Consider the following 14,416-nt stretch of genomic DNA (forward strand, 5'->3'; position numbering starts at 1 on the left):
ATCATTCATCCGGGGCTTTTTTTGCGCAGGTTAGCCTTTAGGGATTTTGCGATATTCGGTAGGCGAGTAGCCCATGAGCTTCTTGAAGATGCGGGAGAAATAATAGGGGTCGGCAAGACCGACGGAGACGGCGATCTCCCGCACGGTTAAGTTCGTTAAATCGAGCATGCTCGCGGCATGCTGCATCTTCATGCGAAGGAAATAATCGATGGGCGAAAACCCGGTTTCCTTGTTGAAGAGGTGGATCAAATGCTGCGTCGAAATGCCGGCGGATCTGGCAAGCTCGGGGAGCCGGACGGTAGTCCCTACGTGTTCGTTCATATACCGCATCGCTATCTCCAGATATTGGTCCCGCTTATGATCCTGATTGGCATGCAGGAGCTCTTGGCCAATGCCGCTCAATATCCATCGCATGGTCTGCGAGACGTAAACGTGAGAGTGAATCGAATAGGGTTTGTCCGAGATGATCGCAAGCGACTGCTCGATGTTGGAGACGAATTCAGCAACAATCGAGTGAGGGAGTGAAATAGCCTTGTGATTGTCGAGCCCATACAGTTGGGTCAATTCTCGGGCGTGGTCTCCCTTCAAATGAAACCAATAAATACTCCAGGGTTCCGGTTCGGAAGCCCAGTAGCGGTGGGGCATGCCTGCCGGAATCACGACCAGGCTTCCGGGCCCGATGTCCAGAGGCTCTCCGCCTTGTATTTCCACTTTGCCGTGACCGTCGATGCAATAGATGAAGATATGGGCGTCCGTGCCTTCCGTCCGCTCCCTGTAGTGGTGCTTGGCATGCGGAAAAAAACCGATATCGCTAACGAACAGTTGCCGGGTCAGCTCGGTTCCGGCAAGCTCACGCTGCATATACTCCGGCAGGACGAAGAGACGCTGTTCGCGAAACCCTTCCATTTTTTTCGTGGCGTTAATAGGATCAAATCCCTTCGTTTCTCAGAGGCGCTTAATACAGCTATTGTATATATGGTTGTGTTGGTATGCAATAACAATAAATCAGAATATAGTCCATCATTATCCGTTGATGTTCAATTGTTCTTACGGACGCTGTTCGTTAAAGTAGGAATTAGGATTACTAATTGAACAGGGAGTGACTGCAATTGACTCAACTTAGGGGACGTTCCCGCGTCTGGGAAGAGATCGTCGACATACCTACGTACGCTGTAGGGAAACCCGACAAAAATCCAATGTTTCTGGAAAAGCGCGTATATCAGGGCAGTTCCGGCAAAGTGTACCCCCATCCCGTTATCGATAAAATCGAGGACGAGAAAAAGCCGCATCCCTATCGCGTCGTCATCTTGGAAAACGATTATTTGCGCATCGAAATCATGCCGGAGCTTGGCGGCCGGATCTATCGCGCGGTCGATCGCACGAACAATTACGACTTCGTTTACTATAACCAGGTGATCAAGCCGGCGCTCGTCGGTTTGGCAGGACCGTGGATTTCGGGAGGCATCGAGTTCAACTGGCCGCAGCACCACCGCCCGAACACATACGGTCCGGTTGAATACCGTCTGGAGGAAAACGAAGACGGCAGCGCCACCGTATGGGTGAGCGAGATCGACCGCATGTACGGGACGAAAGTGACGGCGGGCTTCACGCTTTATCCGGACAAAGCTTATCTGGAAATAGCGGCACAGCTCTACAATCGTACGCCGGAGCCGCAAACGTTCCTGTGGTGGGCCAATCCCGCGGTTGCGGTCAACGATCATACGCAATCGGTTTTTCCGCCGGACGTGAACGCCGTATATGACCATGGCAAACGCGACGTATCCAAATTTCCAATCGCTACCGGCACCTATTACAAAATGGACTATTCCGAGGGCGTCGACATCTCCCGTTACAAGAACATTCCTGTCCCAACCTCTTACATGGCATACAAATCCGACTACAACTTCGTTGGAGGCTACGATCACGCCCTGAAAGCGGGCTTGCTGCACGTCGCGAATCATCATATTTCGCCGGGCAAAAAACAATGGACGTGGGGGAACGGGGAGTTCGGGCAAGCGTGGGACCGCAATTTGACCGATGAGGATGGACCCTACATCGAGCTGATGACCGGCGTTTACACCGACAATCAACCCGACTTTACGTGGCTGCAGCCTTACGAAGAGAAGTCCTTTAAGCAATACTTCATGCCGTACAAAGATATCGGTGTCGTCAAGAATGCGACGACCGAAGCCGCGGTAAACTTGGAAGTCGACGAGAACCTTGCCGCGGCTGCCCTATACGTCTACGCGACATCCTTAGTGGAAGGCGCTACTGTGGAGCTTTCGGGCAATGGTCAAGCTTATTACTGCGAGAAAGTAACGCTCACTCCGCTGCAAGGCTTTCAAGCCGAAGTTCGTCTGGCTTCGGGCGTTAAGGCGCATGAGCTAACGTTGTCGGTGAAGGATGGATCCGGTGTGCCGCTCGTGAGCTACACGCCTAAGAAGCCGCAAATCGAAGAAATGCCCGAAGCGGCGAAGCCTTTGCCGGAGCCGCAGGAGCTGATGACAAACGAGCAGCTCTACTTGGCAGGGCTTCATCTGGAGCAATACCGGCATGCGACTTTCGAGCCGGAAGCCTATTACCTTGAGGGACTGAAGCGGGATCCCGGCGATATCCGTATCAATGTGGCATACGGAACGCAGCTGCTCCGCAAAGGACTGTTGGAAGAAAGCGAGCGTCACTTCCGCGCAGCGGTTAAGAGTTTAACGTGGCGCAATCCGAATCCTTATGACGGCGAAGCTTATTATCAGTTGGGCGTTTCGTTAAAGCTTCAAGGAAGGCAAGAAGAAGCGTTCGCGGCCTTTTACAAATCCGTGTGGTCGGCAGCCTGGCAAGACAGCGGCTACTTTTCCTTAGCGCAAATCGCGACCGAACGAGGACGGCTGTCCGAAGCATTGGAGCTGGTCGAACGTTCGCTCGTCCGTAACTCGCGTAATTACAAAGCGAGAAATTTGAAGACGGCGCTGCTTCGTAAGCTGGGTCGGCCGGAGGAAGCGATTACGTTCGGCAGCGAAACGCTCCGACTCGACATCGCTGACTTCGGTGCGTACAACGAACTGAGACTGGCCTTGGAAATGGCAGGGGATATCGAGAAAGCGGAAGCGGTGTATGAGGAGTTCCTCTTCTTGTTGAGAGCCGACGCACATAACCACCTGTCATTAGCTGCTGACTATGCCGACGCAGGGCTATATGCCGAGGCTATTGAAGTATTGAATATGATAGCAGACAGCAGCTCGGACAACACGTATCCGATGATTCATTACACGCTTGGCTATTTGTATGGCCGAGTGGGGCAACCTGAACTGTCGCTCAAGCATCTGCAAGCCGGAGGAACGGCATCCCCGGACTATTGTTTCCCGAACACGTTGTTCGATCTAACGGTGTTAACATTCGCTGCGAGCAATGGGCAGCGAGACGCCAAAGCGCACTATTACTTGGGCAACTTGTACTACGATAAGAAAGTCGCTGACAAAGCGGTTGCTCATTGGGAGACGTCTCTGTCGATGGATTCTTCCTTCCCGACCGTGAGCCGGAACTTGGCGCTTGCTTACTACAACAAGCTCGGCGACAAGGATAAGGCCCGCCAAGCATTGGAACGGGCTTTTGCTTGCAATCCAGATGATGCAAGGGTCTTCTATGAACTGGATCAGTTGTATAAAAAAATCGGCATCTCTCCGGAAGACCGACTCGCTCGGTTATCCGCGCACGTACATCTCGTGCAACGCAGAGACGATCTCTACTTGGAGTATGTCACGCTTCACAATCGCCTTGGCCGCCACCAGAGCGCAGTTGAACTTCTCGCAGCGCGTCAGTTCCATCCGTGGGAAGGCGGGGAAGGGAAAGCGACAGGTCAATACGTGCTCTCTCACGTAGAATTGGCAAAAGCATGCTTGTCCGCAGAGAACTATGACGAAGCGATTGTTTGGCTGAATAAAGCACTCTTCTATCCCGAGAACCTCGGCGAAGGCAAACTCACGGGAGCGCAGGAAAACAATGTTTACTATTATCTGGGATGTGCTTATGCGGCGTCGGGTCAAACGGAAGAAGCCCAAACTGCCTTCCATGCCGCATCGGTTGGACTCGAGGAACCGGCGAGCGCGATGTTTTACAACGATCAGCCGCCAGATATGATCTATTATCAAGGCTTGGCTTGGCTGAAGCTCGGTAATGGCAAGGAAGCCAAAAGACGGTTTTACAAGCTGATCGATTACGCGGAGAAGCATGTGTTCGACGACGTCAAAATCGATTATTTTGCGATATCGCTGCCGGATTTTCTCGTCTTCGAGGATGATCTGAACGTCAGGAACGAAATTCACTGCCGGTATATGCGAGGGCTGGGCTTGTTGGGACTCGGAAGCGGCAAGGAAGCAGCCGAAGAGCTTGCTGCAGTTCTGCGACTTGACGTGAATCATATCGGTGCTTATCTTCATTCCCTTCCTACTAAAACGAACGTTTAAACCACATCCCTAAAAAAAGTCCTGCAAATCAAGAAACCCTTGATTTGTCAGGACTTTTTCGTTCTTGGATTCATGGATTAATAGTACCTTTCAACTGCCGTCAAAATGTGAAATGCTCTCTTGCCATCAGCGCCGCGCCTGCTGCGACGGCATCTTCCTTCAACGCCCCCTTGGAGAAAACAGGCGTATATTCCGGATAATAGTACGTATTGGCGATGGCGGTTTCGATGGCTGTGGAGTAGAAGCTCTCATGCGAGCTGATCAAAACTCCGCCGAGAATAATGGTTTCCGGGTGAAACGAATTAATGAGATTCGCTAATCCGATCCCGAGATTTCCGGCTGCTTCCAGGAATAGCCCCTGCACAACCGGATTGTTCCGCGATAATTCCCTCAGCAGCGAATCATAGTTGGCTCCCCTTAGATTGTCGCGGGTCTGCGCTTGCTTCTCAAGCGCGAGGACGGAGACGAAAGCCTCCAGTGCGCCGTAATTCCCTGTATCCTGCAAACGTGGGCCATCCTTCTGAATGATCATTTGACCGATAGACCCTTCCATGTCGACCGAACCGTGAATGATGCGTCCTTGGGACATCATGGCCGAACGCAGACTGACGCCCGCGTGCACGTAGAGCATATGCTGCGGCTGCTCTTGACGCAGCGCCCAGTGCTCCCCGATGAGCGCCGTATTGGCGCCGTTATCAAGAATAGCCGGAATTCCGCATGCCTCTTCGATCAGTTGGCAGATGGGGACATCAGACCAGCCTTGGGCACGGAAGTGAAGCGGCTTCAAGATCATGTTGCGCGCGCGGTCAAGCGGACCTACCGCGCCGATGCCGATGCTGATGATCCGGTCTTGCGTGAGATCGTGGTCCTTCAACAGCGCCCGGATTTGTTGAGCGACATGCGCGACGAACCTGCCCGGAGTCATGTCTTCGTCCATGCGCCACCTTACCAGCGACTTGGCGTTCAGCTGCATATCGAATAGGCCGAGGGAGGAATAGAATCGTGATATTTCAAGTCCGATAATATAGCCATAATGAGGGTTGATTTCAAATAAGATCGGTTTCCTGCCGCCTGTAGAAGAACCTCGTCCGGATTCTTGAATAAGACCGTCCGCGAGAAGATCCTCCAGCAGTCGATTCATCGTGCTGGTCGTGATCGTGAAAGAAGCAAGCAGATCGATCTTCGAGACGATGCCTTGATTGGCGATATGTTGATAGAGCTTTTTTTTGGTCTCCAGCTTGGCGTGCGGTGCTTCCATCTATTATCCCAACTTATCCTATTGAATTTATACTTTATTAAAGCAATCTTAGCCCATGTGAAAGAGAGATACAACTCATCTCCGAATAACTTTATTCCAAAATGAAAAAAAGTGTGTATAATATAGAAAGTCGATACGGTTTCGGGAGGTTTCATGATGATAAAAGACAAATTGCTGCTCCTATTCCGGGTGTTCGGGGTGTTTTTCCAAATAGGTCCTTCCACGTTCGGTGGCGGATACGCCATGATACCGGTCATCGAGAAGGAAGTGATCACGAAGCGAGGCTGGTTGGCACAATCCGAGATGGGCCATGTCATTACGATCGCAGGATCGGCCCCGGGGGGCGTCGGTATCAATGCCGCAGCTTATATCGGCTATCGCGTAGGAGGAATTCCCGGCGCTGTTGCGGCCGTTGCAGGAATTACGATGCCGACGTTCGTCATCGTCTGTGTGTTAAGCATGTGCTATTCACTATTCGAGCATCAAGTGAAGGTGGCCGCGGCGCTCAAGGGGATTCATGGGGCGGTCATCGCCTTAATTATGCTGGCAGCTTACAAGATGGCGAAGACCGCCTTGTTCGACCGCACGACGAAGCTGGTCTCAGCTGCGGCTCTGTTGCTGCTGCTGTTTACTTCGATCAACCAGATCGTTGTCATGCTGGGCGGAATCGTTGTCGGGATCGTCGTCGTGATGACTAAGAAGAAGCTGGGCTTTCAAGCAAACACGAAGAAGGATGAAGCGAAGACGACGCAAGGGCTTGCTTATCCGGAATACTATATTTAAGTGACGGAGGGGATTCGCAGATGGCATCCCTGTTGGAATTATTTTTCGTTTTTATGAAAATCGGGGTGGTTTCGTTCGGCGGCGGATATTCCGTCATCTCGTTTATGGAGAAAGAAACGAACGCACATGGCTGGCTCGCGGCGGGGCAGTTCCGGGAGCTTGTCTCCGTTGCAGGCACGGCGCCGGGACCGATCGCGACGAACGCGGCCACGCTGATCGGTTACGACGCATTCGGCCTCCCCGGCGCGATCGCGGCTACCATAGGAATTGTGCTGCCATCACTGCTTATCATCGTGCTTATGGTCACGGTATGGTACCGGTTATTCGATAACCGTATTGTGAAATCGTCGCTCTATGGACTTCGCCCGGTCATTACCGGCATCATTGCGTATTCGGCCTTGCACTTCGGATTCATGTCGCACCAGACGTCCCTGCTGACTTGGCAGACGGCGGCGACGCTGATTATCTGCGCAGGCGCGCTGCTTGGCGTGATTCGCTACAAATTGCATCCCGTCACCGTGATATTGTCATCCGGGGTCGCGGGCATTATTTTGTTTTGACTTGCTGCGCGCAGCTATTTCTTTCGGGCGATTGCCCGATTTTTTTGTTTTCCGAAGATAAAGCCGGTTCTATTGCCAATCCAGGTCTTTGAAATAGTCGAGTACAAACTCACGAAACTTCTGAGCTGCAGCGGACAAATAATGCTTTCCGGACCAAGCAAGGCGCAGAGACATACTGCCGCCGAGATCCGTTATTTTTATCCTGTTCGGTGTCAGGTCCATTCTTGTTCGCCAAGCCAGATCAGGAGCGAAAGCAATGCCATGTCCTTTTTTCAACAGCAGCAGCACCGCATCCACATCATCTACCTCAATCGTCGTCTTAGGCGTAAAGCCGGCAGCATTCATACACAAGCGATCTGTCAGATTCCTGAACCAATACCCGGTATGTAATCCAATGAACGTTTCCTGTTCCAATTCATTTAACGAGACACTTTCACGTCCTATTAAAGGATGATGGTCCGGCACGAATAGATGGATTTCTTCCGTTCGCAGCAGTTCCTGCTCGATAGCAGCACCTTCAATCTGCGCAAACGTGAGACACATATCGATTGCTCCGTTTTCGAGCATTCGGTTCATGACGTCCGTTGGCTCTACAATTTGACGAAATCTCACATTCGGATGCAGCTGCAAGAATGCGCCAAGCATTTCCGGCAAGAGATTCGTAAGGGAAACCGCAATCGTAATGATTCCCCGGTCGACCCCGGACATGTCCCGGATTTCCCGCTCGGCTTCCTCCAGCTCCTGAAAGACATGTTCGACCCGCTTTAGAAGCACCCTTCCATAAGCATTTAATCGAATCGTGCGGCCTTGCCGGTCGAATAAGGGGACGCCGAAATGCTCTTCCAGTCTGGAGATTGTTCGGCTCAGTGAGGGCTGGGCGATTTGTAAAATCTCCGCTGCTTTGGTCATCTGTTCTAGTTTGGCCGTTATTACAAAGTATTGCAATTGAAGCAGCTCCAACTGTGAAATCCCCCTACGATTGATCATCCATATATATGTCTAACATTTGATAGCTTCTGATCTATGTCAGATAACAGTTTAAGTATTATACATTATTTCTCATTATCCCTATACTTAGATCAATTTAAGCCGATCAACGATCGTTATTCACGTTTTTCAGTCTGTATTCGGTAAGCGAGACGCCGAAATATTTTTTGAAGCTGGTGTAGAAGTAGTTCGATTTCTCTACGCCGCATCTCTCCAAAATTTCGTTGATCGGCACCTTTCTGTTTTCGAGGTACTCTTTGATTTTCTCCATCCGGACCATCGTAATGTATTCGGCCACGGATCTGCCGGTTGCGTTCTTGAACAGTTTCCCGAGATAGACGGACGATAAGGAAAGCGATTCGGCGCAGCTGTTCAAAGAGAGATTCTTGTCTGCAAAGGTGGCGTGTATATGGTCGATGGCGGCATTCACGATGTCGTTTTTCTTCCTGTCCTTCGCGCTGTCCTTCAGTACGATAATCTCGTCGATTAATTCGAAGAACGTGCGCTCGATTTCTTCGAGTGTTTCGAATCCGGATACTTTATTGAAGAAGCTGATCGAAATCGAGTTGAATTTGGATTCCGAGCCTTCGACGATCCGGTTAAGAGAGTTGTAAATCGAGAAAAACAAATAAATGACCGACGTTAAGATATTATCGTAGGAAGAATGCTCTATCGCCTTAATGATTTCGCGATAGTGATCCTTGGCAGCTTCGCCGCTTCCGAGCTTCAGGGAATCGATAAGCTGCTTCTCTTTGGACACGGGGAAGATGAAGGAGCCTGTATCCATTCCCTTCAGCGTCTCCGGTGAAATGATGCTGCTGTGACCCGTCTTGATTCGATACATAGACAAGTTGAACGCTTCGTCGTAAGCGCTTTTAATGCGATCGGGCGACTCGATGACGAAACCGAGCGTTCCCGTTAGCGAGAGGTTCAGCAGCTCCAAGACACTCGCTTGGATTTTGCCGGCGATGCCTCGGAAGATATCCGTCAGCTGTGACAGCTGGTCAGGGGCTTCCCCGATGTCCGCCAGAACGGCGAACTGATCATGCGCCGTCTCGACGACTTCATTCCTGAAGCGCTCCCCCGTAATTTCCCGCGCAATATTCGTAATGGCGTATTGGTAGAGGGAACGATCTTTATCGCTGTGCCGATCGACGTAGTCTTTATAGAAGTCGATTTTCAGAATAAACAAGTAGAGGCGATTACGGAAATCCAAATCGATTTGAAGCTCCTGCTGCTTGGCAATCAGTTTGTCGGTCGGTAAGTGAGCGCGGCCGGTTACGACGGTTTTCAAAAATTCGTTTTTAATGACGGGTGTCGTGTTTCTCTTCATATTTTCCAGTACTTGCGTTTTATCGATCATCCCCGTGAAGGCCGTGGACAAGTAGCCCATTTCGTCCATGTTTTTGGAAGGCGCGCTATCTGGCCCCAGCTTCTGGATGATGCCCTTCGTAAGAGCTCCGATCGGCCTGTACAGCTTCTTGGAAGCGAGTACGGCGAACAATAAGCCAAGCAGTAAGACGATCAAGCAAAAGATAACGGTGATAATGCCGTTCTTCTTGGCGGCGGAAAATGCGGTGTCATACGGCGTCAGGCTAATGAATTTCCATTTCAGAACGTCGGAAGAAACATAGGAGATGACGTGTTTCTCCCGATTCATCCGATCGATGTAGGTTCCCGTCTGCGCGGAAGCGGTAAACACTTCTCGCAGGTAGCCCTCATTCGAAACGTTTCTCATGAACATATCGGAAGAAGAGTGGCTGACGATATCTCCTTGATCATCCAAAACGATAATTTCGTTGCCGAGCTTGTTCAGCGAGGAGATGGTCAGCCTGAGCCATTCCGCATCCACGTTTAACACGATGGCGCTGTCGAAATTCCCTTTGTAATCGTTATTATCAAACAATATATACGTGTAAACGTTAGCGGTTCTTGTATCGGAGCCGCGCGGCACCGGAATTATTCTCGGGATCGGGTTCAAGCTAAGCGGCGCAACCGTCCCGGCGTCGTTAATGAGTCGAATGATTTCCTTGTCATAGAAATTCGAAGCGTTATAGAAAGAGCTTGAATCGATAACGGTATCGATTTGGCGGTTATACACGTAGGTCGAGTGGATGTAGGTGTTCGGGATCGTGAATTCCTTCAACGTGCGAATGGCACCCAGGATGTTTAAGAAGTCTTCGTCTTGATTGTCGTTACTATAAGCGAAAGCCTTTATGGCATTGTTCAGCATCAGCGATTGGCAAAACTTCTTCGAAATCGTGTCCATGTAGACGGAGCTGTAGCTGATATTCGATAAGAGGTTTTCATTCATCCCTTTTACGGTGCTTACGATAGACGAATTGTAGTTGTAATAGAGCAAGGAGGATAGCACCAAGATCAGCGACGTGATGCTGGCAACGAAGGTGAGAAGTAATTTTTTGTACATGCAGTCAGGGCCACCTTTGCCTATAGTAAACGCTTTCTAAATTGTATCAAAATCGGGTTGGTCGAAACAGGTTTACGCTTCGATTTCCCTCCGTTTCTTGTTTATTTAGAGAAAAACCCATTTTTCGTAGTTCGTTCGGGCGGCATTTGATGCGGCGGACGAAGCGATTTTCGTTGGGCGCCTCTTTTTTCTGTGTGGCTCATATTGAAAAATCGTTGATTTGATCATTATTCATTGTTTTCAATAGCAGCGGCGAGAATTATGATCGGGTTACGAAATGGAAACGGAGGAGAAATGGCGATGGAAAGAGTTGTGAAGGCCTTGCAGCCGCCAAAAACAAAAACCAATAGATTAAGTCTACAGCGATGGCCGGTCATTGGTGAACTCGTCAAAAACAAAACGATTTATGCCATGATGCTTCCGGGGTTACTGTTTATCCTTCTTTTCTTCTACCTCCCGATGTTCGGAGCCGTGATCGCGTTTAAAGAATTCGATCCGATCAAAGGAATATGGGGCAGCAAGTGGGTCGGGTTAAGCAATTTCAAGTTTTTTTTCCAATCGGACGCTTTTTTTCAAGTGACGTTTAACACGCTCTTCTATAATGGGATTTTTCTCGTAACGGGGATTGGCCTCGGGTTGGTAGCCGCGATTCTGCTTAACGAAATCGGCAATCGGCATTTTGCCGGCGCGTACAAAAGCGCGATCCTGCTGCCCTTCTTCTTATCCTGGGTAGTCGGCAGCTATTTACTGTACGCGTTTCTGAGCACGGATAACGGCATCCTTAATAAGATGATCGTTTACTTTCATGGGGAACCGATCGATTGGTACTTTGAACCGTCATATTGGAGGTTTATTTTACCGTTCGCTTATATTTGGAAAAACGTGGGGTATTTCGCGGTTTTCTTCGCCGCTGGCATTACGACAATCTCTCCCGAGTATTATGAGGCCGCGAAGATCGATGGTGCGAGCAGATTCCAGCAAGCCCTTAAAATTACGGTACCTATGCTGACTCCGATTACGATTATTTTGGTGCTTCTGCAGGCGGGGAAAATCTTCTATGCGGCTTTTGGGGATTGGGGAATGTTCTATACCCTTCCGAAGGACCAGGGGATCTTGTTCAGCGCAACCAATGTCATCGACACTTACGTCTATCGAGCTTTGCGAGGGATGAACGACTTCGGCATGTCCTCCGCGATCGGATTCTATCAGAATTGCGTCGGATTCGTGCTCATTATCGTGTCGAACTGGATCATTCGAAAATACGACCGCGACAGCGCTTTGTTCTAGGAGGCTAAAGATGAAGCAGCCCATTCTATTTAAATTATCCGTGAACACGATTTTTCTGATCTACTCCGCCTTGTGCGTCATTCCGTTGCTTGTCGTTCTTTCCATCTCGTTGTCTGATGAAGAGTCCATCTTTAGGACCGGCTATCACATTCTTCCGGTGGATTTCAGCTTCCAAGCTTATGAATATATCCTATTCGGCTCATCGCCCATCTTGCAGGCGTATGGGGTCACGACGATCGCTACTTTGGCGGGAACGATTCTGCATCTTATCCTCTCGTCCATGCTTGCTTACGGACTTTCGAGAAAAGAAGTCAAGTATCGGCATATCGTCGCTTTTCTTGTGGTGTTCTGCATGCTGTTTAGCGGCGGACTTGTGCCCTGGTACATCCTAATCACGAAGTACCTTCATCTCAAAAACACGTTGTTCGTGTTATTCGTCCCGTATCTCGTCTCTTCGATAAACGTGCTCATCATGCGAAATTTCTTCATCGGGATTCCGGATTCGATCATAGAGTCAGCTAGGATTGACGGGTCGGGCGAGTTTAACACGTTCATCAAGATGGTCGTCCCCTTATCGACGCCTGTATTCGCTACCATCGGGCTTATGACTGCGGTGTTTTTCTGGAATGATTGGTTTACGAGCGCCCTCTTCATTGAGGATGGCAGGCTGTATTCGCTCCAGTACCTCCTTCAGTCCATCATGAATAATATCGCATATTTGCAAGGAACCGCGTTCGGAGAGAAAATGGCAGTCACGATACCGAGCGAGACGGCCAGGATGGCCACATGCATCATGGCAGTAGGACCTATCGTAGTGGCATACCCCTTATTGCAGAGATATTTCGTCAAAGGGTTGACGCTGGGCGCCGTTAAAGCCTAAAGCATGGCTATGCCGGGCAATACGCTCGTTTAGCATAAAACATATAAAAAAATGGAGGTCAGATCAGCAATGACGATTAAGAAGAAAGTGGCAGGAACAGTTCTAACGTCGCTTGTATCCCTCGCTATTGTACTTACCGGATGCGGCAGCAACGGCGGTAATTCGACGAACCAAGGCGCTAGCACGAACACAAGCGAAAATGCTGCGGCGCCGGCAGATTCGGATGCCGCGTCGACTTCCGAGAACACAACGACTTCCGAGAACACAACGACGGAACCGGCTAAAGAGCTGGAGCCTGTCGAGCTGACTTATTACTTCCCGAATACGCCTCAGAAAGATATTCAATTGGTAGAAGATGAACTGAATCGCCTCGTTAAGCCCAAGATTAACGCAACGATTCGTCTGAAACTTATCGATTGGGCAGCGTACGAGGAGAAAATGAACGTCATGATGGCTTCCGGCGAACCGTACGACCTTGCCTTTACGGCCACATGGAGCAACAACTATTTTCAGAACGTCGCCAAAAACGCGTTCGTTCCTATGAACGATCTCATCGATCAATATGCGCCGGATCTGAGAACAGTCGTGCCGGATATTTTCTGGAAAGCGGTCACGGTCAAAGGCGAAGTGTACGCTGTGCCGAACTTCCAACAAGCAACCGCCGGATACGGCTACCAAATTAAAAAATCGCTCGCGGACAAGTATAACCTTGATTGGAAGTCCGTTAAGAGCTTGTCTGATCTGACTCCGTTTCTGGACACCATCAAGAAAAACGAACCCGATCAAATTCCATGGAGCTGGCAGGACGCCTTCTTGATGGGGCCGCCGATCTTCGGGATGGAAGCGCTAGGCGATGCGAAAACGCCGGGTTACATTTATTTGAACGATGGCAGCATGAAGGTCGTCAACCAGTACGATACGCCGGAATTCAAATCGTACGTCACGTTGATGCGCGATTGGTTCAAAAAGGGTTATATCATGAAAGACGCAGCGACGAGGGACGCGAACGCTGACCTAAAGGCCGGCAAAGTCGCCTTGCAGATCGGTCAGATCGATCTGGATTCTCTCGATTTCCAAGACGCCTACGGATCCATGCCTGCCGGAAGGATGTCTATTCAGAATCCGGCAGCCGAATCTTACGATTTCAAATTCGTGCAACCGTTGCTTACGACGGATAAAGCAGCTGCAACCAATACGGCCATTTCCGTGACGTCCAAGAACAAAGAAAGAGCGATGATGTTCATTAATCTTCTGAACACCGACAAAGAAATCTATAACGTTATGGACTGGGGCGTCGAAGGCAAGCACTACACGAAAATCGGCGACAACCAAATTGAATTGGCGAAAGACAGCGGCTACCTCCTGTGGGCCGGTTGGGAGTTCGGCTATATGGGGAACGCCTATTACCTGTCGACCGATAAGCCTGAAGCCGTTAAAGACGACAAAGGCAATCAATTGTGGATTAATCTGAACAAAAACGCGACTCCTTCCAATGCTTTGGGCTTTGTGTTCGACTTTACCCCGGTCAAGTCTGAGAAAGCGAACGTCGACGCGGTCATCGAAGAAATGTACAAAGCGTTGTCTTCGGGCTCCGTCGATCCGGACAAATATTTGCCTAAATTCATCGATAAGCTTAAAGGCGCCGGAGCGGATAAAATCATCGCCGAGAAGCAGAAACAGCTGGACGAATGGAAAGCGGCTAACAAATAAGGAAAACGGAGAAAGGGAGCTTCCGCTCGGGAAGTTCCCTTTCTTATAACGATGGCAGCATTCGCA

The 14,416-nt window shown here is 50.0% G+C and carries 10 protein-coding genes; 6 read left to right on the forward strand and 4 right to left on the reverse strand.

The window, feature by feature from the left end; translation table 11 throughout:
• Positions 1 to 30: 30 nt before the first annotated feature.
• Positions 31 to 906, reverse strand: a complete 876-nt coding sequence (locus tag BM412_RS00320; protein ID WP_091212316.1) for an AraC family transcriptional regulator — start codon at positions 904 to 906, stop codon at positions 31 to 33.
• A 203-nt stretch (positions 907 to 1,109) separates the two neighbouring features.
• Between BM412_RS00320 and BM412_RS00325 the strand changes: the two genes are divergently transcribed.
• Positions 1,110 to 4,457 (forward strand): tetratricopeptide repeat protein, encoded by a 3,348-nt coding sequence (locus tag BM412_RS00325; RefSeq protein ID WP_256256046.1) that lies wholly within the window; start codon positions 1,110 to 1,112, stop codon positions 4,455 to 4,457.
• 100 nt (positions 4,458 to 4,557) lie between these two features.
• On the opposite strand, the gene BM412_RS00330 is transcribed toward BM412_RS00325, so the two are convergent.
• Positions 4,558 to 5,715 (reverse strand): ROK family protein, encoded by a 1,158-nt coding sequence (locus tag BM412_RS00330; protein ID WP_091212322.1) that lies wholly within the window; start codon positions 5,713 to 5,715, stop codon positions 4,558 to 4,560.
• A 156-nt stretch (positions 5,716 to 5,871) separates the two neighbouring features.
• Between BM412_RS00330 and BM412_RS00335 the strand changes: the two genes are divergently transcribed.
• Positions 5,872 to 6,498 carry a chromate transporter gene (locus BM412_RS00335; RefSeq protein WP_256256047.1) on the forward strand — a complete coding sequence of 209 codons (627 nt, stop codon included), beginning with the start codon at positions 5,872 to 5,874 and terminating at the stop codon, positions 6,496 to 6,498.
• A gap of 20 nt (positions 6,499 to 6,518) precedes the next feature.
• Positions 6,519 to 7,058, forward strand: a complete 540-nt coding sequence (locus BM412_RS00340) for a chromate transporter (RefSeq protein ID WP_091212327.1) — start codon at positions 6,519 to 6,521, stop codon at positions 7,056 to 7,058.
• A gap of 69 nt (positions 7,059 to 7,127) precedes the next feature.
• On the opposite strand, the gene BM412_RS00345 is transcribed toward BM412_RS00340, so the two are convergent.
• Positions 7,128 to 8,018, reverse strand: a complete 891-nt coding sequence (locus tag BM412_RS00345; protein ID WP_091212329.1) for a LysR family transcriptional regulator — start codon at positions 8,016 to 8,018, stop codon at positions 7,128 to 7,130.
• 133 nt (positions 8,019 to 8,151) lie between these two features.
• Complete coding sequence (locus tag BM412_RS00350; RefSeq protein WP_091212332.1) at positions 8,152 to 10,473, reverse strand: helix-turn-helix domain-containing protein; 2,322 nt, start codon at positions 10,471 to 10,473, stop codon at positions 8,152 to 8,154.
• Between the two features lie 300 nt (positions 10,474 to 10,773).
• Between BM412_RS00350 and BM412_RS00355 the strand changes: the two genes are divergently transcribed.
• From BM412_RS00355 to BM412_RS00365, 3 genes are all read left to right on the forward strand, one after another.
• Positions 10,774 to 11,760, forward strand: a complete 987-nt coding sequence (locus BM412_RS00355; protein ID WP_091212333.1) for an ABC transporter permease — start codon at positions 10,774 to 10,776, stop codon at positions 11,758 to 11,760.
• Positions 11,761 to 11,770: 10 nt separating this feature from the next.
• A complete protein-coding gene (locus BM412_RS00360) occupies positions 11,771 to 12,640 on the forward strand; it encodes a carbohydrate ABC transporter permease (RefSeq protein ID WP_091212336.1) in 870 nt (289 codons plus the stop codon).
• A 69-nt stretch (positions 12,641 to 12,709) separates the two neighbouring features.
• Positions 12,710 to 14,350 (forward strand): ABC transporter substrate-binding protein, encoded by a 1,641-nt coding sequence (locus BM412_RS00365; protein ID WP_177245582.1) that lies wholly within the window; start codon positions 12,710 to 12,712, stop codon positions 14,348 to 14,350.
• The last annotated feature ends 66 nt before the right edge of the window (positions 14,351 to 14,416 follow it).

Source organism: Paenibacillus sp. BC26 (genome assembly GCF_900116125.1).
Lineage (GTDB): Bacteria > Bacillota > Bacilli > Paenibacillales > Paenibacillaceae > Paenibacillus_Z > Paenibacillus_Z lignilyticus.